Here is a 23,092-nt window from a genome sequence, read left to right as displayed (position 1 = left end):
GCAGTCGCTGTTAGGAACCAACTAGGTGAATAACTGTTGCCATGACAAACAAGAAGGCGAAAAATCCGAAGGACACAACAAAACCAACAGCTGAATCTACAGCATCATTTCGTTTGCTTTGAACGTTTTTTTCAAAATCATTCAACCTTATCCCTCCTGACTGATTTAAGTATAATCGAATCGTTTTGAAAAATCTAGAAGCTAAGGTAACGTTTTCTGTTCTGGTGATTATCGCCTTTTTACAAGCTGTCCCGGGGGCTTGCGAATTGGCGTTTAATATAAATGGGGGAGCAGCAGTCAGGCTTCCTCTTTACTATTTTGCAAACTCAATTTAGGATAGAAGGGGATGATGAAAGAGAGGAAGTCGTACAATAATGGTATTTGATGTGTGGAAAAGCCTGAAAAAAGGAGATGTCCATCCGGTTTATTGTCTATACGGAAAAGAGACGTATCTGCTCCAAGAAACCGTCAGCAGGATTAGGCAGACGGTCATTGATCAGGAGACAAAGGATTTCAACCTATCTGTTTTTGATCTTGAAGAGGACCCGCTGGATCAAGCGATTGAAGATGCGGAAACGTTTCCGTTTATGGGGGAGCGCCGTCTTGTCATCGTGAAAAATCCATATTTTTTAACGGGTGAAAAGAAAAAAGAAAAAGTTGAGCACAACGTCAGTGCGCTTGAGTCATACATACAATCGCCTGCGCCTTACACAGTCTTTGTCCTGCTTGCCCCGTATGAAAAACTGGATGAGCGGAAAAAGCTGACGAAAGCGTTAAAGAAGCACGCGTTTATGATGGAGGCGAAGGAGTTAAACGCAAAGGAGACGACAGATTTCACAGTCAATCTGGCAAAATCCGAGCAGAAAACAATCGGGACTGAAGCGGCGGAACATTTGGTTCTGCTTGTGAACGGCCATCTGTCATCAATTTTTCAGGAGATTCAAAAGCTCTGCACGTTTATTGGAGATCGTGAAGAAATTACGCTGGATGATGTAAAAATGCTTGTTGCGAGAAGTCTTGAACAAAATATTTTTGAGCTGATCAATAAAATCGTCAACCGGAAACGGACGGAGAGTCTGCAAATTTTTTATGATTTGCTCAAACAAAATGAAGAACCGATCAAAATTATGGCGCTTATTTCGAACCAGTTCCGGCTGATTCTGCAGACAAAGTACTTCGCAGAACAAGGATACGGGCAAAAGCAAATTGCTTCTAATTTAAAAGTACACCCATTTCGGGTAAAGCTGGCGATGGATCAAGCAAGGCTTTTTTCAGAGGCCGAGCTCCGGTCAATTATTGAACAGCTTGCCGTTATGGATTATGAGATGAAGACCGGAAAAAAAGACAAGCAGCTCCTGCTCGAACTGTTTCTTTTGCAGCTGTTAAAAAGAAATGAAAAAAACGATCCCCATTATTGAGGATCGTTTTTATATTATGCAGAAAGTCCGTTCACTTTTTTCGCTAGTCTTGATTTGTATCGAGCTGCGGTATTTTTGTGTACAAGACCTGTTTTCACTGCTTTATCAATACGTTTAGCTGCTTCAGTAAGAGCAGTTTTCGCTTTGTCAGCTTCGTTGTTAGCAACAGAAGCTTCAACTTGTTTGATTGCAGTACGCATAGCAGATTTGATTGTCGCGTTATGAACGCGGCGTTCGTTGTTTGTTTTTGTACGTTTAATCGCTGATTTGATGTTTGGCATGTGTTTCACCTCCTAAGATACAACCTGTAGCACAGTGTCTTAAGGTTAAATCTTCTTCACAATAGAACAAATTGTATTCTATCAAACACATCTTTAGATTGCAATATAAATGTAAAGTATTTTTCGTTGAAGGATTACTTTTTAGCATGATTCATTCAGCAAATGGCAACAATATAGGTACTTAATGTGAAGGAGGCCCCTGTATGAAAAAGAGTGAGCTGGATGTGAATCAGTATTTGATACGTACCGATTTGGCAGTGGAAACAAAGGAAGCAATGGCCAATCAGCAGGCTGTGCCGACAAAAGATATTAAAGGATTTATTGAAAAAGAGCGTGATCGCGGCGGCATTAAAATCCGCACCGTTGATATTACAAAGGAAGGCGCGGAACTCTCGGGAAAAAAAGAAGGACGCTATTTAACTCTTGAGGCGCAAGGGATCAGAGAAAATGATTCGGAAATGCAGGAAAAGGTATCTGCTGTGTTTGCGGAGGAATTCTCGGCTTTTCTTGAAAGCCTTAAGATCTCAAAAGATGCGAGCTGTCTGATCGTCGGACTTGGCAACTGGAACGTGACACCTGATGCGCTGGGACCGATGGCTGTAGAAAATCTGTTGGTCACAAGGCACTTATTTAAGCTGCAGCCGGAAAACGTGCAGGAGGGGTACAGGCCTGTCAGTGCGTTTGCACCTGGTGTGATGGGGATTACAGGAATCGAAACAAGCGACATTATTAAAGGCGTGATTGAGCAATCGAAGCCTGATTTTGTCATTGCCATTGATGCATTGGCGGCGCGGGCGGTGGAAAGGGTCAACACAACCATTCAAATATCTGATACAGGCATTCACCCGGGATCAGGAGTGGGAAACAAACGAAAAGATTTAAGCAAAGACACACTCGGCGTCCCTGTAATCGCAATCGGAGTTCCGACAGTTGTTGATGCTGTGACAATTGCCAGCGATACGGTAGACTACATATTAAAACATTTTGGCAGAGAAATGAAAGATAACAGGCCGTCAAGATCACTTGTTCCGGCTGGTATGACGTTTGGGAAAAAGAAAGTGCTCACTGAAGAAGATCTTCCAGATCAAAAGGAGCGCCAATCGTTCCTCGGTATTGTCGGAACCCTTCAAGAAGATGAGAAACGGCAGCTCATTCACGAGGTGCTTTCACCTTTGGGTCATAACTTAATGGTGACGCCAAAGGAAGTGGACTCTTTTATCGATGATATGGCAAATGTGCTGGCGAATGGATTAAACACAGCGCTCCATGAAAAAGTGTCACAAGAAAACAAAGGCTCCTACAATCACTAAACAGTTCTACTTCCTCTAGCTTGTTCATAGAGTAATTACTAGACAAGCGCTGGAGGGATTCAATGAGAAACAAACGCAGAAACAGACAAATTGTTGTTACGATAAATGGCGGGAAAGCTGTAAAAGCCATCTTTCTGTTTGTCGCAAGCCTTATCGTGATTTTTGTTCTATCCGGTGTGCTGACGTCTCTCCGGCCGGAACTCAGGCCGTCGTCCGACTCTTTTTACGGGATTGCTGAAGAATTGCCGGGTGACGTGTTTGCGCACTTGCTGCGGATGGAAAACCATTATTTCGCTTCTGATCTTTCTCAAACTGACAGCTCATTTCATCTTTCGCGCCTTTCGCTGAAGCTCGCGACAAGCATTAACCTCGAAGATCCGCGGAGCTTTCTCGGCCGGGAGCTGCCGGGATTTGCGCAGTTTGATACCGAGATTCTGTTAGCTGGACGTGGCACGGACTATACGAATATGCCTGCAGAATCTCCGCCGCCGTCTAAAGTGATGGAAGAAGAAAGGGAAGCGAATGTGGCAGAGATTAAAAAGCAGCAAACACAATCAGACAATGCGAAAAAAGATCCGCCGAAACAAACAACCGGTGATAAAAAGGTTGTTTTTGTCTATCACACACACAATACGGAATCATATCTCCCTTTATTAAAAGGCGAGACCGACCCTGATATGGCGCGCCACTCTAAAGCCAACGTCACGCTCGTAGGAGATATGTTCGGAAAAGCGCTTGAATCCCAAGGCATCGGAGCCACAGTGAACAAATCCGATATACAGGGAAAATTGAACAAAAAAGGCTTAAACTATGCGAGATCCTACGATGAATCAAGGCCGGTCGTCAAAGATGCGCTCGCCTCAAACAAAAATCTGCAATATATCATTGATATCCACAGAGATTCACGGCGAAAGAAAGATACGACAACAACGATTAAGGGAAAAAGCTATGCCCGGGTAGCCTTTGTCGTCGGCAAAAAAAGCCAAAATTTCGAGGAAAACTATAAAATTGCGAGCGAGCTTCATAAGCTGATGGAGAAAAAATACCCCGGTCTCAGCACAGGTGTCTTTTCAAAAGGCTCATCAGGCGATAATGGTGTTTACAATCAGGATTTAACCGACAGAGCGCTTTTGCTCGAATTTGGCGGAGTAGATAATAATCTCGAAGAACTTCAGCGTGCGGCTGACGCGGCTGCAGACGTGTTCAGCGAAATGTACTGGGATGCTGAAAAGGTCAACGCGGACAACGGCGAGACGAAAAAACAATAAGAAATAGGTGGTTGATTTGATTGCTTACTTTGGCAAATGCCTGCTGATTGTCACGATTATGTTTTTCGGCGTCCTGCTCGGCATGCAGCAGGCAAATAACGGGATGCTCAGTATGAAAGGCTATCATGACCCTTCACTTAAGGGAGCGTTTACGCTTACAGACGGAAAAAATAATGAAAAAGAAGCCTCGATTTTAGGAGAAACAGTCACGGCAAAAAATGTAGAAGAAAAACAAAAAGAGCTGGAACAGGTGGAAACGTTCAATGTGTTCTCTAAAGCCGGAAAAGCGCTTTCTGACTCTGTAACCAGCACAGCCCAGTCGATGTATGAATGGATACGGGATTTGAATCAATAGGTGCGTAAAAGAGAAAAGCAGCCCAAGATTGACGGGGAACTTTTCTCTTTCTTGTTTTACATTGAATCTTTACAATCCTATTGATATAATCTAAGCTAGTGTATTTTGCGTTTAATAGTAGGAGTGATAGATTGTGACAGATAAAGAAAAGCGTTTAGAGAGGCAGTCGAGAATACGAAATTTCTCTATCATTGCCCATATTGACCACGGAAAATCGACCTTAGCGGATCGTATTTTAGAAAAAACGTCGGCAATCACTCAACGAGAAATGAAAGAACAATTGCTCGATTCTATGGATCTTGAACGTGAGCGGGGCATAACCATTAAATTAAACTCTGTTCAGCTTACATATAAAGCAAAAGACGGAGAGGAATATATTTTTCACCTGATCGACACGCCGGGACATGTCGACTTTACGTACGAAGTATCCCGAAGCCTTGCTGCCTGCGAAGGAGCGATTCTTGTCGTGGACGCGGCACAGGGAATTGAAGCGCAGACGCTTGCCAACGTTTACTTAGCGCTTGACAATGACCTTGAAATTCTGCCGGTCATTAACAAAATCGATCTCCCGAGTGCCGAACCGGAACGCGTGCGCCAGGAGGTAGAAGACGTTATCGGCCTTGACGCATCAGAAGCCGTGCTTGCTTCAGCAAAAGCCGGTATTGGGATCGAGGAGATTTTAGAACAAATCGTAGAAAAGGTGCCCGCTCCGACCGGAGATCCGGAGGCGCCGCTCAAAGCGCTGATTTTCGACTCGCTTTATGATGCCTATCGCGGTGTCGTGGCGTATATCAGAGTCGTTGAAGGAACGGTAAAGCCGGGGCAAAAAATCAAAATGATGGCAACCGGCAAAGAATTCGAAGTAACAGAGGTCGGGGTATTCACGCCGAAAGCGACTCCGACAAATGAACTGACGGTCGGTGATGTAGGCTTCCTGACTGCCTCAATCAAAAATGTCGGTGACACGCGAGTCGGTGATACGATCACGGGCGCTGCCAATCCTGCAGACGAAGCGCTGCCGGGATACCGCAAGCTCAACCCGATGGTGTACTGCGGCTTGTATCCAATTGATACAGCAAAATATAATGATTTAAGGGAAGCCCTTGAGAAACTTGAGCTGAATGATTCTGCTCTTCAATATGAAGCGGAAACGTCACAAGCGCTTGGGTTCGGCTTCCGTTGCGGATTTTTAGGTATGCTCCACATGGAGATTATTCAGGAGCGGATTGAGCGTGAGTTCAACATCGACCTGATTACGACAGCGCCAAGCGTTATTTATGACGTGTATATGACAGACGGCGAAAAGGCCGTTGTCGACAACCCGTCCAACATGCCTGACCCTCAAAAGATCGAACGGATTGAGGAACCGTACGTAAAAGCGACGATGATGGTGCCGAATGATTACGTCGGCGCTGTAATGGAGCTTTGCCAGGGCAAACGCGGCAACTTCATTGATATGCAATATTTAGACGCAAACCGTGTCAGCATTGTCTATGATATGCCGTTGGCGGAGATCGTGTATGAGTTTTTTGACCAGCTTAAATCAAGCACAAAAGGCTACGCGTCCTTTGACTATGAACTGATCGGCTACAAACCGTCTCAGCTTGTCAAAATGGACATTATGCTGAACGGAGAAAAAATCGATGCTCTATCCTTTATCGTGCACCGGGATTACGCGTATGAACGAGGAAAAGTGATCGTTGAGAAGCTGAAAGAGCTTATTCCGCGTCAGCACTTTGAAGTACCGATTCAAGCGGCGATCGGTCAGAAAATTGTGGCCCGCTCTACCATAAAAGCAATGCGTAAAAACGTATTGGCTAAATGTTACGGAGGGGACATCTCGCGTAAACGGAAACTTCTTGAAAAACAAAAAGAAGGAAAGCGCCGAATGAAGCAGGTCGGCTCAGTTGAAGTGCCGCAAGAAGCATTTATGGCAGTCCTGAAAATGGACGACAGTCCGAAAAAATAATAGAAGCCGCCGCAGTCTTGTACTGCGGCTTCTTTCTGTAAAGAAGGTGAATTCGTTGAAATCAGCTTATATCCATATCCCATTCTGTGAGCATATTTGCCACTACTGCGATTTCAATAAATATTTTATTCAAAGCCAGCCTGTTGACGAGTATTTAAATGCGCTCGAACAGGAAATGATAAATACCGTATCGAAAACAGGGCAGCCTGACCTCAAAACGATCTTTATCGGAGGAGGCACGCCAACCTCTCTGTCTGAGGAACAGCTCAAAAAGCTGATGGACATGATCATCCGAGTGCTGAAGCCTTCAAGCGCTTTATCGGAATTTGCGGTTGAAGCGAATCCGGACGACTTATCCGCTGGGAAATTAAACATTTTAAAAGAAGCAGGCGTCAATCGCCTTAGCTTCGGTGTCCAAACGTTCGAAGACGATCTGTTAGAAAAAATCGGCCGAGTGCACAAACAAAAGGATGTATTTGCCTCATTTGAAAGAGCGCGGGAAATCGGGTTTGACAATATCAGTCTTGATTTAATGTTCGGTCTTCCGGGACAAACCCTCAAGCATTTGGATCATTCCTTAAACACTGCTTTATCGCTGGATGCCGAGCATTATTCCATATACTCCCTCATTGTCGAACCGAAAACAGTATTTTATAATCTGATGCAAAAAGGCAGGCTCCATCTGCCGCCGCAAGAGCAGGAAGCCGAAATGTATGAAATGGTGATGAGCCGCATGGAAGCTCACAACATTCATCAATATGAAATCAGCAACTTTGCCAAGGCAGGTATGGAATCAAAGCACAATTTGACGTATTGGAGCAACGAGGAATATTTCGGCTTCGGAGCAGGGGCTCACGGATATATCAGCGGCACACGGACAGTAAACGTCGGACCTGTCAAACATTACATTGATCTGATAGCTGAAAAAGGCTTTCCGTACAGAGATACACATGAAGTGACAACAGAAGAACAAATCGAAGAAGAAATGTTTTTAGGTTTGAGAAAAACAGCCGGTGTCAGCAAAAAACGATTTGCACTAAAATACGGTCGTTCACTGAATGAACTTTTTCCAAGCATATTAAAAGACCTCGCTGAAAAAGGGCTGATTCACAACTCCGAGTCTGCCGTTTGTTTGACTCATCAGGGGAAATTATTAGGTAATGAAGTTTTTGGCGCTTTTTTGGGTGAGTTATAATTGACATTTTTCTTGTGGTTTGATACTTTTGTTATAGAATTAGCACTCGCTTATCGAGAGTGCTAACAGAGGTGATGATGATGTTAACAAATCGTCAGCTGCTGATCCTTCAGGTTATAATCAACGATTTTATTAAATCGGCGCAGCCTGTAGGATCAAGAACTCTTTCGAAAAAAGATGAAATCACATTTAGCTCTGCAACAATAAGAAACGAGATGGCTGACTTGGAGGAACTGGGCTTCATTGAAAAAACCCATTCATCCTCAGGGCGCGTTCCGTCAGAAAAAGGGTACCGGTACTATGTTGACCATTTGCTGTCACCCGTCAAACTGACAAAAAGCGATCTGGACCAAATCCACTCGATCTTCAAAGAGAAAATTTTCGAGCTGGAGAAGACAGTTCAAAAATCAGCGCAAATATTGTCCGATCTGACGAATTATACATCCATCGTCCTTGGACCGAAGCTGAGTGAGAATTACCTTAAACAGATTCAAATCATACCGATTCAGCCCGATATGGCGGTAGCGATTCTCGTTACCAATACGGGGCATGTGGAAAACAAAACGATTAATTTCCCAGCCAAAATGGATCTGTCTGATATTGAAAAACTGGTCAATATATTGAACGACCGTTTAACCGGTGTTCCAATGGATGAACTGAATGAGCGCATATTTAAAGAAGTCGTCTTGTACCTAAGACAGCACATTAAAAATTATGACAATATTCTTGACGCGCTGCGTTCAACCTTTCATTCCACAAGTCACGTCGAAAAGTTGTTTTTCGGCGGAAAAATCAACATGCTGAACCAGCCGGAGTTTCATGATATCACCAGAGTTCGGTCGCTGCTCTCATTAATCGAAAAAGAACAGGATGTACTAAAGCTCGTTCAATCCCCGCACGCGGGAATTTCGATTAAAATCGGAAAAGAAAACGACTATGAAGAGATGGAAAACTGCAGTCTGATTACGGCTTCATATACTGTTGATCAGAAACAGATCGGCTCAATTGCAATCATCGGCCCGACCCGCATGAATTATTCCAGGGTTGTCAGCCTGCTTCAGCATGTGACTTCAGACTTGTCAAAAGCATTAACAAATTTGTATGATGAGTAAGGGAATTTTGGCAAATTTTATCGAAGGGCGCCACCGCCCTTCTCTCTACACTTTGAGGGAGGTGAACACAATGTCAGAAGAAAAACAAACCGTTGAACAAAATGAAACAGAAGAGCAAGAAGTCATTGAAGAACAAGCTGTTGCTGAAGATCAGCAGGAAGAAACAAATGAAAGCGAACTTCTTCAAAACCAAATTAACGAATTGCAAGGTTTGCTTGAGGAAAAAGAAAACAAACTTTTGCGTGTTCAAGCAGACTTTGAAAACTATAAACGACGCAGCCGCTTAGAGATGGAAGCGTCCCAAAAATACCGTTCTCAAAATATCGTGGCTGATTTGCTGCCGGCTTTGGACAGCTTTGAAAGAGCGCTTCAAGTTGAAGCCGACAATGAACAGACGAAAAGTTTGCTCCAGGGAATGGAAATGGTCCACCGTCAGCTCGTAGAAGCCTTGAAAAAAGAAGGCGTGGAAGCCATCGAAGCTGTAGGGCAGGAATTTGATCCTAATCTTCACCAAGCCGTTATGCAGGCTGAAGATGAAAACTACGGCTCCAACATTGTTGTTGAAGAAATGCAAAAAGGCTACAAGCTGAAGGATCGTGTCATTCGCCCTTCCATGGTCAAAGTGAATCAATAATTACATAGCAGGAGGTTATTCAAGTGAGTAAAGTTATCGGAATCGACTTAGGAACAACAAACTCATGTGTGGCAGTGCTTGAAGGCGGAGAGCCTAAAGTTATTGCCAATGCTGAAGGAAACCGCACAACACCATCAGTTGTTGCATTTAAAAACGGCGAACGCCAAGTAGGGGAAGTGGCTAAACGCCAATCTATCACAAACCCAAACACAATCATGTCAGTTAAACGCCATATGGGTACTGATTATAAAGTTGAAATTGAAGGAAAAGATTACACTCCTCAAGAAGTGTCTGCTATCATCCTTCAACACCTTAAATCATACGCTGAAAGCTATCTTGGCGAAACAGTATCAAAAGCAGTTATCACAGTTCCTGCATACTTTAACGATGCTGAGCGTCAAGCGACAAAAGACGCTGGTAAAATTGCAGGTCTTGAAGTAGAACGTATCATCAACGAACCGACTGCAGCAGCGCTTGCATACGGGCTTGATAAAACAGATGAAGATCAAACGATCCTCGTATACGACCTTGGCGGCGGTACATTCGACGTTTCAATCCTAGAGCTTGGCGACGGTGTATTCGAAGTTCGTTCAACTGCCGGTGATAACCGTTTGGGCGGGGACGACTTTGACCAAGTGATCATCGATCACCTTGTGTCTGAATTCAAAAAAGAAAACGGCATTGATCTGTCAAAAGACAAAATGGCGCTGCAGCGTTTGAAAGACGCGGCTGAAAAAGCGAAAAAAGATCTTTCCGGCGTATCTTCTACGCAAATTTCTTTACCGTTCATCACAGCTGGAGAAGCAGGACCGCTTCACCTTGAACTTACATTAACTCGTGCTAAATTCGAAGAGCTTTCTTCTCATTTAGTAGAACGCACAATGGGTCCTGTCCGTCAAGCGCTTCAAGATGCAGGACTTTCTGCAAGCGAAATCGACAAAGTCATCCTTGTCGGCGGATCAACTCGTATCCCTGCTGTACAAGAAGCAATCAAAAAAGAAACTGGAAAAGAAGCGCATAAAGGCGTAAACCCAGATGAAGTTGTAGCGCTTGGTGCTGCGATTCAGGGCGGCGTTATCACTGGTGACGTAAAAGACGTAGTTCTCCTTGACGTTACACCGCTTTCTCTTGGTATCGAAACGATGGGCGGCGTGTTCACAAAACTGATCGACCGCAACACGACGATCCCGACAAGCAAATCACAAGTGTTCTCAACTGCTGCTGATAACCAAACAGCTGTTGATATCCATGTTCTTCAAGGTGAGCGCCCAATGTCTGCCGACAACAAAACACTTGGCCGCTTCCAGCTTACTGATATCCCGCCAGCACCGCGCGGCGTGCCTCAAATCGAAGTTTCTTTCGATATTGACAAAAACGGTATCGTAAACGTAAGAGCAAAAGATTTAGGCACAGGAAAAGAACAAAACATTACAATTAAATCTTCTTCAGGTCTTTCAGATGATGAGATCGAACGCATGGTAAAAGAAGCGGAAGAAAATGCTGACGCTGATGCGAAGAAAAAAGAAGAAATCGAAGTCCGCAACGAAGCAGATCAGCTTGTTTTCCAAACTGAGAAAACATTAAAAGATCTTGAAGGCAAAGTGGACGAAGAACAAGTGAAAAAAGCCAACGATGCCAAAGACGCTTTAAAAGCAGCGATTGAGAAAAACGAATTTGAAGAAATCAAAGCGAAAAAAGATGAGCTTCAAACAATCGTTCAAGAGCTTTCTATGAAGCTTTATGAAGAAGCTGCTAAAGCACAGCAAGCACAAGGCGGAGCGGACGCTGAAGGCAAAGCTGATGACAACGTTGTCGACGCTGAATACGAAGAAGTTAACGACGACCAAAACAAAAAATAAGTTCTTCTCAGAGTCAGTCCCGCTTCCGGGGCTGACCGAAAAGAACACATTTCATAATCTGATTCAATGATTAGAAAGTCAAAGTCAGGCATCTCTTGGCTTTGACTTTTTTTCTTGCCCGGGATAAAAGGAATTGAAAAATCATAATTCAAAATGATACAATCTAATTTATGTGAGAAATTCGGGAGAGTGAAGCGAGATGAGTAAGCGTGATTACTATGAAGTGCTGGGAGTAAGTAAGAGCGCTTCAAAGGATGAAATTAAAAAAGCTTATCGGAAGCTGTCAAAAAAGTATCATCCTGATATTAACAAAGAAGCGGGATCAGATGAAAAATTTAAAGAGGTAAAAGAAGCGTACGAAACGCTGTCAGACGACCAAAAACGTGCGCATTACGACCAATTTGGGCACACTGATCCTAATCAGGGATTCGGCGGCGGAGGTTTTGGCGGCGGCGATTTCGGCGGTTTTGGTTTCGATGATATTTTCTCAAGTATTTTCGGCGGAGGCACAAGACGAAGAGATCCAAACGCCCCGCGCCAAGGCGCCGATTTGCAGTATACGATGACTTTGTCGTTTGAGGATGCCGCTTTTGGTAAGGAAACAACCATCGAAATTCCGCGCGAGGAAACGTGCGATACATGTAAAGGTTCAGGTGCGAAACCTGGCACAACCCCTGAAACGTGCTCCCACTGCGGAGGTTCCGGCCAGCTAAACGTGGAGCAAAATACGCCGTTTGGAAAAGTTGTGAACAGACGGGTCTGCCACCACTGTGAAGGTACAGGCAAAATCATTAAAGACAAGTGTGCGGATTGCGGCGGCAAAGGAAAAATCAAAAAACGCAAAAAAATCAACGTGACAATTCCAGCCGGTGTAGATGACGGGCAGCAGCTTCGTCTCGCGGGTCAGGGTGAACCAGGAGTAAACGGCGGCCCTGCCGGGGATTTATTTGTCGTGTTCCATGTGCGTGCCCATGAGTTCTTCGAGCGTGACGGCGATGATATTTACTGTGAAATGCCGTTAACGTTTGTTCAGGCAGCTCTTGGAGATGAAGTGGAAGTTCCGACGCTGCATGGAAAAGTGAAATTGAAAATTCCAGCAGGCACACAAACAGGAACAAAATTTAGATTAAGAGGCAAAGGTGTTCAAAATGTCAGAGGCTATGGACAGGGTGACCAGCATATTGTGGTCCGTGTCGTCACGCCGACAAACCTGACAGATAAACAAAAAGACATTATACGCGAATTCGCTGAGGTCAGCGGAAACCTGCCTGACGAACAGGAAATGAGTTTCTTTGACAAGGTAAAACGCGCGTTTAAAGGCGATTAATTATTGGATGAGGAGTTGGTAGTTTTGAAATGGTCCGAATTAAGCATTCACACAACACATGAAGCGGTGGAGCCTATCTCAAATATATTGCATGAAGCTGGTGCAAGTGGGGTTGTGATAGAGGACCCGCTTGATTTAATTAAAGAACGTGAGAATGTGTACGGGGAAATCTACCAGCTCGACCCCAATGATTATCCAGATGAGGGTGTCATTGTCAAAGCATATCTGCCGGTTAACAGTTTTCTTGGCGAAACGGTGGATGGCATTAAAGAAACGATTAATAATCTGCTTCTTTACAATATTGATTTGGGCAGAAATCACATCACGATTTCTGAAGTGAACGAAGAAGAGTGGGCGACTGCCTGGAAAAAGTATTATCATCCTGTGAAAATTTCTGAAAAGTTTACAATTGTGCCGACGTGGGAGGAATATACGCCGGTCAATACTGATGAACTGATTATTGAAATGGATCCGGGAATGGCATTCGGCACAGGCACACACCCGACAACCGTACTCTGCATTCAGGCGCTTGAACGCTTTGTGCAAAAAGGTGATAAGGTGATTGATGTCGGTACAGGTTCCGGAATTTTAAGTATTGCGGCTGCAATGCTTGAGGCTGAATCGGTTCACGCCTACGATCTTGATCCCGTGGCTGTAGAAAGTGCACGCCTCAATCTCAAGCTGAACAAAGTGAGCGATATTGCTCAAGTAAAGCAAAACAATTTGTTAGACGGAATTGAAGGGGAACACGATGTGATCGTTGCCAACATTTTGGCTGAAGTCATTCTTCGCTTTACTTCACAAGCGTTCAGTCTGTTAAAAGAAGGCGGCCACTTTATTACGTCAGGAATCATCGGTCATAAAAAACAAGAAGTAAAAGAAGCACTTGAACAAGCTGGCTTCACCATTGTAGAAATCCTTTCAATGGAAGATTGGGTCAGCATTATTGCGAAAAAATAACAGTTAGTAGGTGTCACAGCGTATGCAACGATATTTTATCGAGCTCACGAAGCTGCAAATGGAGGAAGCGCCGGCTTTTTCGATTACCGGTGAAGATGTTCATCATATCGTGAACGTGATGAGAATGAATGAGGGAGATCAGATTATCTGCTGCTCTCAGGACGGCTTCGAGGCAAAATGTGAACTTCAATCTGTTTCCAAAGATAATGTGTCCTGCCTTGTTGTAGAATGGACGAATGAAAACAGAGAGCTTCCGATAAAGGTTTATATTGCGAGCGGCCTCCCGAAAGGAGATAAGCTTGAATGGATTATCCAAAAGGGGACTGAGCTCGGAGCTTATGCCTTTATTCCTTTTCAAGCCACCCGTTCTGTTGTCAAGCTGGATGACAAAAAGGCAAAGAAAAAGCGGGAAAGATGGACGAAGATTGCGAAGGAAGCGGCTGAACAATCTTACCGTAACGAAGTGCCGGAAGTAATGGATGTCCTTTCTTTTCAGCAGCTTCTTCAAAGGATGCAGGACTTCGATAAATGTGTCGTTGCATACGAGGAGTCATCAAAGCAAGGGGAAATAAGCGCATTCAGTGCGGCTATAAGCAGCCTTCCGAAAGGATCATCTCTTTTGATCGTATTTGGTCCCGAAGGCGGTTTAACAGAAGCGGAGGCTGAACGGCTCACAGAGAAAAACGGTGTGCTGAGCGGCCTCGGACCGAGAATTTTAAGGACAGAAACCGCTCCGCTATACGCGTTGAGTGCGATTTCTTATCAAACAGAGTTATTAAGAGGTGATCAATAATGGCAACTGTTGCTTTCCATACGCTTGGCTGTAAAGTCAACCACTATGAAACAGAAGCAATCTGGCAGCTTTTCAAAGAAGCGGGCTATGAAAGAAGAGATTTTGAACAAACCGCTGATGTATATGTCATTAATACATGTACGGTAACAAACACGGGAGATAAAAAAAGCCGCCAAGTGATCAGACGCGCCATTCGTCAAAATCCTGACGGTGTCATCTGTGTCACAGGCTGCTATGCGCAAACCTCGCCTGCTGAGATTATGGCGATCCCTGGTGTCGATATTGTAGTCGGAACGCAGGACCGGGAAAAAATGCTCGGCTATATCGATCAATACCGTGAAGAGCGCCAGCCGATTAACGGCGTCGGCAACATCATGAAAGCAAGAGTGTATGAGGAGCTCGATGTACCTGCATTCACGGACCGGACAAGAGCGTCATTGAAAATACAGGAAGGCTGCAATAATTTCTGCACATTCTGTATCATTCCGTGGGCGCGCGGCCTACTCCGCTCACGCGACCCTGAAGAAGTCATTAAACAAGCGCAGCAGCTTGTCGATGCCGGATATAAAGAAATTGTTTTGACTGGTATTCATACAGGCGGCTACGGCGAAGATATGAAAGATTACAACTTCGCTAAGCTTTTGAGCGAATTAGACACACGTGTTGAAGGTGTGAAACGGATCAGAATTTCTTCAATCGAAGCCAGCCAAATCACAGACGAAGTGATCGAGGTTTTAGACCGCTCAGATAAGATTGTGAACCATTTGCATATTCCTATCCAATCGGGATCTAACACAGTGCTTAAACGGATGAGACGTAAATATACGATGGAGTTTTTTGCTGACCGTTTAAACAAACTGAAAAAAGCACTGCCGGGCTTAGCTGTTACTTCTGATGTCATTGTAGGGTTCCCTGGCGAAACAGAAGAGGAATTTATGGAAACCTATAACTTTATTAAAGAACATCAATTCTCTGAACTGCATGTTTTCCCTTACAGCAAACGTACAGGAACGCCGGCTGCGCGAATGGAAGATCAAGTGGATGAAAACGTCAAAAATGAACGTGTGCATCGCCTGATTGCTCTTTCTGACCAGCTTGCGAAGGAATACGCATCTCAGTATGAAAATGAAGTGCTTGAAATCATTCCTGAAGAAGCGTTTAAGGAAACAGAAGAAGAGAACATGTTTGTCGGTTACACAGACAACTATATGAAGGTTGTTTTCAAAGGAACGGAAGATATGATCGGCAAAATCGTGAAAGTCAAAATTCTAAAAGCAGGCTATCCTTACAATGAAGGCCAATTTGTCCGTGTTGTTGAGGACGAAATAACGGAACATATGCGTTTGTCTTCTTAACCTAAAAACCGGTGCATTTACATGACATGTACCGGTTTTTTTATTTAGCTGGGATAAGGAAGTGAATGAAGCGGTAAAACAAGTTTGTAAGCGGAAGAAATAAAAGGGCTGTCACCACATTAAATAAAAGGCTGAAATGCGCGATCCTTTGTGCGGGATCAGCTGATAGCTGTTCTACATAACCTGTGGCTGCCGTCAGAAAAGGTAATACAATAGCTACCCCCAGTACGTTGAATACCACATGGGCATACGCTGTCTGCTTCGCCGCATATCCGCCGGATACAGCAGCCATGACAGCTGTCACGCATGTCCCGATATTTGATCCGAGAACAACGCTCATCGCCTGTGTCAATCCGATCATGCCTTCATTCATAAAGCTCATCAAAATGCCGATACAAACAGAGCTTGAGTGAATGATGGCCGTTAACACCATACCGATGAGCAAAGCGGACCAGTTTGAATCGTTCACGTGGTATAGAACCTCTGCTCCCGTTTTCAGCTTTGTCAGCGGCCCTGCAAGATGGCTGAATCCGCTGATGCAAAAAAAGATGATGCCGAGACCGAGAAAGCTTGTTCCCAGCTGTTTGAAAGGATATCTGCCCGTCAAAAAAAACAATGCCCCGCCTATCAAAAGAATCCAAATCAGAACATCCATTTTGATGGCAATAAATTCAGTAGTAAAAGTAGACCCGACGTTAGTTCCCAAAATCATCGGTATCGTCCGTTTAAAAGAAAGGACGCCCGCACTTACAAAGCCGATGACAATGACCATAAAGGCTGAACTGCTTTGAAGAATTCCCGTAAATACAATGCTGACAAGAAACGCTTTTAACGGATGGTCCGTAAACAAAAGCAAACGGTCTTCAATTTTTGAGTAAGCCATGGAAATTAAGCCTTTTCGAAGCATGTTCATGCCAGCGAGAAAGAATAATATAAGAGCAGTAAAACTGATCAGAATTAACATTTAATTCACCAACCCCTTTCCATCATTATATAGACAGGCAGTCACACTCATGACGGAAAAGTGAACTCACTTAGTTGACCTGACTCATGGCTTATATTATAATGTCAAAGTACATGTTTATATGTGTAACTTAAAGGTAGTCGATTGGTGTATTCGGAGGGAGGGAAAGAGAATGTCAAAAACGGTCGTTAGAAAAAACGAATCGCTTGAAGATGCTCTTCGTCGCTTCAAACGCAGTGTATCAAAGACAGGTACTTTGCAAGAAGCAAGAAAGCGTGAATTTTATGAAAAACCTAGCGTAAAGCGCAAGAAAAAGTCTGAAGCTGCTAGAAAACGCAAATTCTAAAAGAGGGTGGATTTATGAGTCTTCTTGAGCGTCTCAACCAGGATATGAAGCTGTATATGAAAAACCGTGAGAAAGACAAACTGACTGTCGTTCGAATGGTTAAGGCTTCACTTCAAAATGAAGCAATTAAGCTTAAGAAAGACAGTTTGACCGAGGATGAGGAACTCACTGTCCTTTCTCGTGAACTTAAGCAACGTAAAGACTCCCTCCAGGAATTTTCAAACGCTAATCGTTTAGATTTAGTAGATAAAGTTCAAAAAGAGCTGGACATTTTAGAAGTTTATTTACCTGAGCAGCTGTCAGAAGAAGAGCTGCGTACAATCGTAAATGAAACCATCGCGGAGGTCGGTGCGAGCTCAAAAGCGGACATGGGCAAAGTGATGGGGGCAATTATGCCTAAAGTAAAAGGTAAAGCTGACGGAAGTTTAATTAATAAGCTTGTGAGCAGTCAACTGTCTTAAATGGCAAAGAAAAGGACATCTTTCTAAGAGAGATGTCTTTTTTTATACATAAAAAAATGAAACCTTTGATACATTTGTTACGTATGAAGAGAAGGCAATGATTTTAAAAGGAAGGAGGGATACACCGCCCTTGCTTCACATCAAAGGATTCCGTGCTGCTCTGTTGAGCATATTTTTATTATCTTTATTAGGCGTACAGCTGAATGCAAAAGCAGAAAAACAAACGGTTTATGTGATCCCGGTTGAAAAAAATGTCGAACAGGGCCTTGTCTCATTTTTGTCCCGTTCGTTACAAGATGCAAAGGAAGAGCATGCAGATCATATTATTCTTGATATCAATACGCCGGGAGGCTTGGTCAAATCAGCTATTGATATCGCGGATTCGATAACTGAAAGCGAGATCCCAGTAACTGCGTATGTAAACAAACGCGCGTTGTCAGCTGGTGCATATATCGCCCTGCAAGCTGATCACATTTATATGGCGCCCGGCGGAAAAATGGGAGCGGCCGCGATTATTGACGGCAAAGGCAACGCCGCTGACCAAAAAACTGAATCACTTTGGCTGGCAGAAATGGAAGATGCAGCAGTGAAAAATAACCGCGATCCAAAATATGCGCTCGCAATGGCTGACCCGAATATAGATGCCAAGGAAGTCGGCGCACCGAAGGGAGATCTGCTGACACTTAACGCTGATAAGGCGATTGATGTAGGCTATTCAGAAGGCACTGCTGACAATTTATCTGCGCTCGTAAAGAAGCTTGGGTTTGAAAAAGCGCATATCAGTTATGCAAAGGAAAGCTTTGCAGAAAAGACAGCGAGATGGCTGACGAACCCGATTATTGTTCCTATTTTGCTGACCATCGCTTTTTTAGGTCTGACGGTAGAGCTCTTTTCCCCGGGCGTCGGCATTCCTGGAACGGTTGGATTCATCGCTTTGCTGCTGTTTTTTTACGGGCATCTCGCAGCAGGTCTTGCCGGATACGAGACGGTTCTCCTCTTTATAGCAGGGGTGATCCTCATCCTGCTTGAGATTTTCCTTCCCGGAGGAATCATTGGATTGCTTGGTTTGGGAGCGATTATTGCGAGCCTGTTTTTAGCCGCGGGGAGCTTCACTGTCATGGCGGTTTCTCTCTTGATCGCCTCAGCTGTTTCGATTACAGCTTTTATTTTACTGACAAGGGTGTTGGGAAAGCGTATGAAATTCTTTAAGAAATTGATATTAAATGATTCTACAAATACGGAAAGCGGTTACGTATCAAATCAAACACGCACGGACCTAATGGGCAAAGTAGGTGTCACCTTTACACCGCTGCGTCCTGCTGGCACCGTCATTATTGATGATGAACGTCTTGACGTTGTTTCAGAGGGATCATTTACTGAAAAAGATAAGAAAGTAAAAGTGATTAAAGTAGAAGGCTCACGCATTGTTGTGAGAGAAATTTAAATAGAAACGAGGAGAAGTTATATGGATCCGTCAACACTTATGATTTTTGCGATTGTCGCAGTCGCGATCATTGTCTTGGCTGTATTTTTTACATTTGTGCCTGTGATGCTTTGGATTTCAGCTTTAGCAGCAGGAGTAAAAATCAGCATTTTCACTCTAGTAGGGATGAGGCTTCGCCGCGTCATACCGAATCGGGTTGTTAACCCGCTGATTAAAGCGCATAAAGCGGGACTTAATGTTGGAACAAACCAGCTTGAAAGTCACTATCTGGCTGGAGGTAATGTTGACAGAGTTGTCAATGCGCTTATTGCCGCCCAGCGTGCGAACATTGAACTCACATTTGAACGCTGTGCTGCCATTGATCTTGCCGGCCGGGATGTATTGGAAGCTGTTCAAATGAGCGTTAATCCTAAGGTCATTGAAACGCCGTTCATTGCCGGTGTGGCGATGGACGGGATTGAGGTGAAAGCGAAAGCGAGAATCACAGTAAGAGCGAATATCGAACGTCTCGTCGGGGGAGCGGGGGAAGAAACTATTGTTGCCCGTGTCGGTGAAGGGATCGTCTCTACAATCGGTTCATCCGAAAATCACAAAAAAGTGCTTGAAAACCCCGACATGATTTCTCAGACGGTACTTGGAAAAGGATTGGACTCAGGAACGGCATTTGAAATTCTCTCGATTGATATTGCTGATGTTGACATCGGTAAAAATATCGGTGCGATTTTACAAACTGATCAGGCCGAGGCTGATAAAAACATCGCGCAGGCAAAAGCGGAAGAACGCCGTGCGATGGCTGTTGCCCAAGAACAGGAAATGCGCGCCCGCGTAGAAGAAATGCGCGCGAAAGTGGTAGAGGCCGAAGCGGAAGTGCCGCTTGCGATGGCGGAAGCTTTGCGTGAAGGAAATATTGGCGTCATGGATTACATGAATATCAAAAACATCGATGCTGACACAGAAATGCGTGATTCATTCGGCAAGCTGACGAAAGATTCGTCTGATGAAGACCGCAAATCATAATCTCTCTAAGAAGGGAGAACGCTGATGGAAGATATACTGACCAATCCGCTTATCATTGCAGCGATTATCGGAATTATTTCTGCGATTTTTGGCAAAAAAAGCAAAGAAGAAAAGAAGCACAGCCAAAACAGAAATAAGCCTCAGCAGGTGAAAACGGCTTCTCCTCAAAAGAAGCAGTCAACAGAAGAAGCTCCTATTCCTAACCGCATGGAACAGGTAAGCCGAGAAGCCGAAGAAAGACGCAGAGAAACAGAAAGAAACCTGAAAGGGCTGGAACGTGACCTTACTGCCGCTAAACAAAAAGCAGTATACACAAAACAAAAAATGCTCCAGGTGAATAAAGACACCGTGGTACAGGGGATCGTCTTAGGAGAGGTATTTGGACCTCCAAGGGCGAAAAAACCTCACCATACATTGCGCTCGGCCCGCAAAAATTAAAGTGTTAGAACCTCCTTTCAAATCATACATATGAGATGAAAGGGGGTTCTTTTTGTATGGGGCAAAGAAAGAATCGAGTGAAAGCTTGGCTGACAAGAGCATTGGAAATTCCCCCGGACGTTATGATGGATCTGCCGCGGATTACAATGGTTGGCAGACTTCATATCTACATAGAAAACCACAGAGGCCTTTTGCTTTTTAGTGAGAATGAAGTGAGGCTGATGCTGAAGCAGGGCCAGTGCATCATATCAGGAAAAAACTTTGTCATCAAGGCGATTCTACCCGAAGAAATTCTTTTGGAGGGTACGATTGATGTCGTTCGATATGTTGAGTCATAAAGCCGAGGGGGAAATGTTGTGAAAAATAAATGGCTGTCTTTTTTTTCGGGTAAGGTCCAGCTTGAATTGACGGGAAGAGGAATTGAACGGCTTCTAAATGAATGCATCAGACAGGGAATTCCGGTCTTTCATGTCGAAAAAAAGAAAGAAGCCGTATTGTTATATATACAGCTTCAGGATGTACATGCCTTTCGGCGGGTGAGAAGAAAATTTAAATGTAAAGCCCGATTTATTAACCGGAAGGGATTCCCTTTCCTATTGCTCAAATCAAAGCTGAATATAGGGTTTTCGATCGGTTTTGCGATGTTTTTTATCCTTTTGTTTTTGCTTTCCAATATGGTGTGGAAAATTGATGTGACAGGCGCTAAGCCTGAAACGGAACATCAAATGATGCAGCATCTTAAAGAAATCGGCGTTAAAAAGGGGCGTCTGCAGTTTTTAATGCTGTCACCAGAAAAAATACAAAAATCGTTAACCAATGGAATAGACAATATCACTTGGGTCGGAGTTGATCTGAAGGGGACGACCATTCACATGAAAGTCGTGGAAAAAAATGAGCCCGAAAAAGAAAAGTATGCCAGTCCGCGCAATATTGTCGCCAAAAAGAAAGCGACCATTACAAGAATGTTTGTCCAAAAAGGGCAGCCGATGGCACAAATCCACGATCATGTGGAAAAGGGGCAGCTGCTTGTTTCGGGGCTGATCGGCAGCGAAGAGCATCAGCAGGAAGTCGCCTCAAAAGCAGACATTTACGGAGAAACCTGGTACAGATCCGAAGTGACCGTCCCGCTTGAAACATTATTTAACGTTTATACGGGCAAAGTAAGGACAAAGCACAAGCTTTCTTTTGGCTCTTGGGCAATCCCGATCTGGGGGATGACGTTTAAAAAAGAGGAATTAAAGCACCCAAAAACAGAACAAGAAAAGCATTCGCTGAATTTTCTCGGATTTAAGCTCCCTGTATCCTATATCAAAGAGCAAACGAGAGAAAGTGAAGAGGCTTTGCGAAAATATACGAAAGAAGAAGCCGTTCAAGAAGGCATTAAAATGGGTAAACAGGATGTAGAGGATAAAATAGGCGAAAACGGCGAGGTGAAAAGTGAAAAAGTTTTGCACCAGACTGTTAGGAATGGTAAAGTAAAGTTGATTATTCTCTACCAAGTTATAGAAGATATCGTTCAAACCACACCTATTGTCAGGGAGACTGAAGAATGACAGAACATTTACTTGCGATGAATCAAAAACTGAAAAGTCCGGACGAGGCGCTTTCATTGTTCGGGAACCAAGATTCTTTTTTGAAATTGATGGAGAAAGATCTGAATGTAAATATCATTACGCGCGGCGAAACGATTTATGTTTCAGGCGATGAAGAATCGTTTCAGATGGCAGACAAGCTGCTGGGATCGCTCCTCGCTTTAATTCGCAAGGGGATAGAGATCTCTGAACGTGATGTGATTTACGCCGTCAAAATGGCAAAGAAGAATGAACTTGAATACTTTGAAAGCATGTATGAAGAAGAAATCACAAAGAACGCAAAAGGCAAATCAATCCGTGTAAAAACGATGGGACAGCGAGAATACGTGGCCGCTATGAAGCGGAATGACCTTGTATTCGGAATCGGCCCGGCGGGAACCGGGAAAACGTACCTGGCTGTCGTAAAAGCAGTCCATGCGTTAAAAAACGGACATATCAAAAAAATCATTTTAACAAGACCTGCCGTGGAAGCCGGTGAAAGCCTTGGTTTTCTGCCAGGTGATCTCAAAGAAAAAGTAGATCCTTATTTGCGCCCGCTGTATGACGCCCTTCATGATGTGCTTGGAGCAGATCATACAGAACGTCTGATGGAAAGAGGCATCATTGAAATTGCTCCCCTTGCGTATATGAGGGGACGGACGCTTGATGATGCTTATGTTATACTGGATGAAGCACAGAATACCACGCCGGCTCAAATGAAAATGTTTTTGACGAGACTGGGTTTTGGCTCTAAAATGATCATTACAGGTGACGTTAGCCAAATTGATCTGCCGAAAGGCGTCAAATCGGGACTTGCAGTAGCGAAGGAGATGCTGAAAGGAATAGACGGCATTTCTATGATTGAGTTAGACCAGACAGACGTGGTCAGACATCCGCTTGTTGCGAAAATTATTGAAGCATACGATAAGCAAAATTAATGCTTAATGACCCGATCGCGCGTTATCGGGTCATTTTTATGATTGCTTATGGGCTTGATGTTTCAAGAGGAGGTTCT

25 protein-coding genes are annotated in these 23,092 nt (G+C 44.0%); 22 read left to right on the top strand and 3 right to left on the bottom strand.

Going from position 1 to position 23,092, the window contains the following annotated elements:
• Window positions 1-10: 10 nt before the first annotated feature.
• A complete protein-coding gene (locus G4P54_RS13415; RefSeq protein ID WP_003229983.1) occupies window positions 11-145 on the bottom strand; it encodes a YqzM family protein in 135 nt (44 codons plus the stop codon).
• Between the two features lie 40 nt (window positions 146-185).
• On the opposite strand from G4P54_RS13415, the gene G4P54_RS13410 reads away from it, so the two are divergent.
• Both G4P54_RS13410 and holA read left to right on the top strand, forming a co-directional pair.
• Complete coding sequence (locus G4P54_RS13410; protein ID WP_167872907.1) at window positions 186-335, top strand: hypothetical protein; 150 nt, start codon at window positions 186-188, stop codon at window positions 333-335.
• A 39-nt stretch (window positions 336-374) separates the two neighbouring features.
• The gene (gene holA, locus G4P54_RS13405; RefSeq protein ID WP_024714992.1) at window positions 375-1,418 is read left to right on the top strand and encodes a DNA polymerase III subunit delta; all 1,044 of its coding nucleotides are present in this window, start codon (window positions 375-377) and stop codon (window positions 1,416-1,418) included.
• A gap of 14 nt (window positions 1,419-1,432) precedes the next feature.
• Here the strand turns inward: holA and rpsT are convergent, their stop codons facing one another.
• Window positions 1,433-1,699, bottom strand: coding sequence for a 30S ribosomal protein S20 (gene rpsT, locus G4P54_RS13400; RefSeq protein ID WP_003229989.1), 267 nt, complete (start codon window positions 1,697-1,699; stop codon window positions 1,433-1,435).
• Between the two features lie 203 nt (window positions 1,700-1,902).
• Here rpsT and gpr point away from each other — a divergent pair, with 203 nt between their 5' ends.
• The 12 genes from gpr to mtaB all read left to right on the top strand — a co-directional run bounded on the left by gpr (window position 1,903) and on the right by mtaB (window position 15,836).
• Window positions 1,903-3,009 (top strand): GPR endopeptidase, encoded by a 1,107-nt coding sequence (gene gpr / locus G4P54_RS13395; RefSeq protein ID WP_024714993.1) that lies wholly within the window; start codon window positions 1,903-1,905, stop codon window positions 3,007-3,009.
• A 62-nt stretch (window positions 3,010-3,071) separates the two neighbouring features.
• Window positions 3,072-4,277 carry a spore autolysin SpoIIP gene (gene spoIIP / locus G4P54_RS13390; protein ID WP_167872906.1) on the top strand — a complete coding sequence of 402 codons (1,206 nt, stop codon included), beginning with the start codon at window positions 3,072-3,074 and terminating at the stop codon, window positions 4,275-4,277.
• A 16-nt stretch (window positions 4,278-4,293) separates the two neighbouring features.
• Window positions 4,294-4,632, top strand: coding sequence for a YqxA family protein (locus tag G4P54_RS13385; protein WP_024714995.1), 339 nt, complete (start codon window positions 4,294-4,296; stop codon window positions 4,630-4,632).
• Between the two features lie 133 nt (window positions 4,633-4,765).
• Window positions 4,766-6,601 (top strand): translation elongation factor 4, encoded by a 1,836-nt coding sequence (gene lepA / locus G4P54_RS13380; protein WP_024714996.1) that lies wholly within the window; start codon window positions 4,766-4,768, stop codon window positions 6,599-6,601.
• Window positions 6,602-6,656: 55 nt separating this feature from the next.
• Window positions 6,657-7,796, top strand: a complete 1,140-nt coding sequence (gene hemW, locus G4P54_RS13375) for a radical SAM family heme chaperone HemW (protein ID WP_024714997.1) — start codon at window positions 6,657-6,659, stop codon at window positions 7,794-7,796.
• Window positions 7,797-7,876: 80 nt separating this feature from the next.
• On the top strand, window positions 7,877-8,908 hold the full coding sequence (gene hrcA / locus G4P54_RS13370) for a heat-inducible transcriptional repressor HrcA (protein WP_024714998.1): 1,032 nt from the start codon (window positions 7,877-7,879) through the stop codon (window positions 8,906-8,908).
• Between the two features lie 70 nt (window positions 8,909-8,978).
• Window positions 8,979-9,542 (top strand): nucleotide exchange factor GrpE, encoded by a 564-nt coding sequence (gene grpE / locus G4P54_RS13365; protein WP_024714999.1) that lies wholly within the window; start codon window positions 8,979-8,981, stop codon window positions 9,540-9,542.
• 23 nt (window positions 9,543-9,565) lie between these two features.
• Window positions 9,566-11,401 (top strand): molecular chaperone DnaK, encoded by a 1,836-nt coding sequence (dnaK, locus tag G4P54_RS13360; RefSeq protein WP_024715000.1) that lies wholly within the window; start codon window positions 9,566-9,568, stop codon window positions 11,399-11,401.
• A gap of 199 nt (window positions 11,402-11,600) precedes the next feature.
• Window positions 11,601-12,728, top strand: coding sequence for a molecular chaperone DnaJ (dnaJ, locus tag G4P54_RS13355; RefSeq protein ID WP_024715001.1), 1,128 nt, complete (start codon window positions 11,601-11,603; stop codon window positions 12,726-12,728).
• Window positions 12,729-12,752: 24 nt separating this feature from the next.
• Complete coding sequence (gene prmA / locus G4P54_RS13350) at window positions 12,753-13,688, top strand: 50S ribosomal protein L11 methyltransferase (RefSeq protein WP_167872905.1); 936 nt, start codon at window positions 12,753-12,755, stop codon at window positions 13,686-13,688.
• A gap of 22 nt (window positions 13,689-13,710) precedes the next feature.
• Complete coding sequence (locus G4P54_RS13345) at window positions 13,711-14,481, top strand: 16S rRNA (uracil(1498)-N(3))-methyltransferase (protein WP_024715003.1); 771 nt, start codon at window positions 13,711-13,713, stop codon at window positions 14,479-14,481.
• Complete coding sequence (mtaB, locus tag G4P54_RS13340; protein ID WP_024715004.1) at window positions 14,481-15,836, top strand: tRNA (N(6)-L-threonylcarbamoyladenosine(37)-C(2))-methylthiotransferase MtaB; 1,356 nt, start codon at window positions 14,481-14,483, stop codon at window positions 15,834-15,836. Before G4P54_RS13345 ends, mtaB begins: the two co-directional genes overlap by 1 nt.
• A 40-nt stretch (window positions 15,837-15,876) precedes the next feature.
• On the opposite strand, the gene G4P54_RS13335 is transcribed toward mtaB, so the two are convergent.
• Complete coding sequence (locus G4P54_RS13335; protein WP_167872904.1) at window positions 15,877-16,800, bottom strand: Na/Pi symporter; 924 nt, start codon at window positions 16,798-16,800, stop codon at window positions 15,877-15,879.
• A gap of 172 nt (window positions 16,801-16,972) precedes the next feature.
• Here G4P54_RS13335 and rpsU point away from each other — a divergent pair, with 172 nt between their 5' ends.
• The 8 genes from rpsU to G4P54_RS13295 all read left to right on the top strand — a co-directional run bounded on the left by rpsU (window position 16,973) and on the right by G4P54_RS13295 (window position 23,015).
• Window positions 16,973-17,146, top strand: coding sequence for a 30S ribosomal protein S21 (gene rpsU, locus G4P54_RS13330; protein ID WP_003152957.1), 174 nt, complete (start codon window positions 16,973-16,975; stop codon window positions 17,144-17,146).
• Window positions 17,147-17,160: 14 nt separating this feature from the next.
• A complete protein-coding gene (locus G4P54_RS13325) occupies window positions 17,161-17,607 on the top strand; it encodes a GatB/YqeY domain-containing protein (protein WP_003230022.1) in 447 nt (148 codons plus the stop codon).
• Window positions 17,608-17,737: 130 nt separating this feature from the next.
• Window positions 17,738-19,051 (top strand): NfeD family protein, encoded by a 1,314-nt coding sequence (locus tag G4P54_RS13320; RefSeq protein ID WP_167872903.1) that lies wholly within the window; start codon window positions 17,738-17,740, stop codon window positions 19,049-19,051.
• A gap of 21 nt (window positions 19,052-19,072) precedes the next feature.
• Entirely contained in the window at window positions 19,073-20,068 is a 996-nt protein-coding gene (gene floA / locus G4P54_RS13315) for a flotillin-like protein FloA (RefSeq protein WP_024715007.1), read from the top strand.
• 24 nt (window positions 20,069-20,092) lie between these two features.
• Entirely contained in the window at window positions 20,093-20,506 is a 414-nt protein-coding gene (locus G4P54_RS13310) for a YqfB family membrane protein (protein WP_167872902.1), read from the top strand.
• Window positions 20,507-20,562: 56 nt separating this feature from the next.
• Complete coding sequence (gene yqfC / locus G4P54_RS13305) at window positions 20,563-20,844, top strand: sporulation protein YqfC (RefSeq protein ID WP_003237082.1); 282 nt, start codon at window positions 20,563-20,565, stop codon at window positions 20,842-20,844.
• An 18-nt stretch (window positions 20,845-20,862) separates the two neighbouring features.
• Window positions 20,863-22,059, top strand: a complete 1,197-nt coding sequence (gene yqfD / locus G4P54_RS13300) for a sporulation protein YqfD (protein ID WP_167872901.1) — start codon at window positions 20,863-20,865, stop codon at window positions 22,057-22,059.
• The gene (locus G4P54_RS13295) at window positions 22,056-23,015 is read left to right on the top strand and encodes a PhoH family protein (protein WP_167872900.1); all 960 of its coding nucleotides are present in this window, start codon (window positions 22,056-22,058) and stop codon (window positions 23,013-23,015) included. The genes yqfD and G4P54_RS13295 overlap by 4 nt, the downstream gene beginning before the upstream one ends.
• The last annotated feature ends 77 nt before the right edge of the window (window positions 23,016-23,092 follow it).

It is taken from the genome of Bacillus tequilensis (assembly GCF_012225885.1).
GTDB lineage: Bacteria > Bacillota > Bacilli > Bacillales > Bacillaceae > Bacillus > Bacillus tequilensis.
Note: the sequence above shows the minus strand (reverse complement) of the source record. Positions and strands in the feature narration are given on the sequence as shown.

Excerpts from the sequence above, each read along its gene's own strand:
- holA (WP_024714992.1), top strand. The coding sequence starts at position 375 with ATGGTATTTGATGTGTGGAAAAGCCTGAAAAAAGGAGATGTCCATCCG.
- rpsT (WP_003229989.1), bottom strand. The coding sequence starts at position 1,699 with ATGCCAAACATCAAATCAGCGATTAAACGTACAAAAACAAACAACGAA.
- gpr (WP_024714993.1), top strand. The coding sequence starts at position 1,903 with ATGAAAAAGAGTGAGCTGGATGTGAATCAGTATTTGATACGTACCGAT.
- spoIIP (WP_167872906.1), top strand. The coding sequence starts at position 3,072 with ATGAGAAACAAACGCAGAAACAGACAAATTGTTGTTACGATAAATGGC.
- hrcA (WP_024714998.1), top strand. The coding sequence starts at position 7,877 with ATGTTAACAAATCGTCAGCTGCTGATCCTTCAGGTTATAATCAACGAT.
- grpE (WP_024714999.1), top strand. The coding sequence starts at position 8,979 with ATGTCAGAAGAAAAACAAACCGTTGAACAAAATGAAACAGAAGAGCAA.
- dnaJ (WP_024715001.1), top strand. The coding sequence starts at position 11,601 with ATGAGTAAGCGTGATTACTATGAAGTGCTGGGAGTAAGTAAGAGCGCT.
- G4P54_RS13345 (WP_024715003.1), top strand. The coding sequence starts at position 13,711 with ATGCAACGATATTTTATCGAGCTCACGAAGCTGCAAATGGAGGAAGCG.
- mtaB (WP_024715004.1), top strand. The coding sequence starts at position 14,481 with ATGGCAACTGTTGCTTTCCATACGCTTGGCTGTAAAGTCAACCACTAT.
- G4P54_RS13335 (WP_167872904.1), bottom strand. The coding sequence starts at position 16,800 with ATGTTAATTCTGATCAGTTTTACTGCTCTTATATTATTCTTTCTCGCT.
- rpsU (WP_003152957.1), top strand. The coding sequence starts at position 16,973 with ATGTCAAAAACGGTCGTTAGAAAAAACGAATCGCTTGAAGATGCTCTT.
- G4P54_RS13325 (WP_003230022.1), top strand. The coding sequence starts at position 17,161 with ATGAGTCTTCTTGAGCGTCTCAACCAGGATATGAAGCTGTATATGAAA.
- floA (WP_024715007.1), top strand. The coding sequence starts at position 19,073 with ATGGATCCGTCAACACTTATGATTTTTGCGATTGTCGCAGTCGCGATC.
- G4P54_RS13310 (WP_167872902.1), top strand. The coding sequence starts at position 20,093 with ATGGAAGATATACTGACCAATCCGCTTATCATTGCAGCGATTATCGGA.
- yqfC (WP_003237082.1), top strand. The coding sequence starts at position 20,563 with ATGGGGCAAAGAAAGAATCGAGTGAAAGCTTGGCTGACAAGAGCATTG.
- G4P54_RS13295 (WP_167872900.1), top strand. The coding sequence starts at position 22,056 with ATGACAGAACATTTACTTGCGATGAATCAAAAACTGAAAAGTCCGGAC.